Genomic DNA, 307 nt, shown 5'->3' with positions numbered 1-307 from the left:
CGAGGCGACGCCGGAGAAGATCCAGACCGTCGCCATCGACCCGGCGACCGGCCTGTCGGACTTCCACGCCCGCAAGGTCGCCTTCGGCCTGGGGCTGGAGGGCAAGCAGGTCAATGCCGCGGTCGGCTTCCTGAAGGGCCTGTACAAGGCCTTCACCGAGCTCGACGCCGCGCTGGTCGAGATCAACCCGCTGGTGGTGACCGGGGCCGGGCAGCTGATCGCGCTCGACGCCAAGATGGGCTTCGACGACAACGCCCTGTTCCGCCACAAGGAGATCGAGGAGCTGCGCGACGAGAGCGAGCAGGAT

1 protein-coding gene is annotated in these 307 nt (G+C 68.1%); it reads left to right on the top strand.

What is annotated here, in order from left to right:
- Nucleotides 1-307, top strand: a 307-nt coding sequence (locus tag FFK22_RS42485) for an ATP-grasp domain-containing protein (protein WP_306770290.1), incomplete at both ends; no start/stop codon positions are given.

The organism is Mycobacterium sp. KBS0706, assembly GCF_005938675.2.
Lineage (GTDB): Bacteria > Pseudomonadota > Alphaproteobacteria > DSM-16000 > Inquilinaceae > Inquilinus.
Note: the sequence above shows the minus strand (reverse complement) of the source record. Positions and strands in the feature narration are given on the sequence as shown.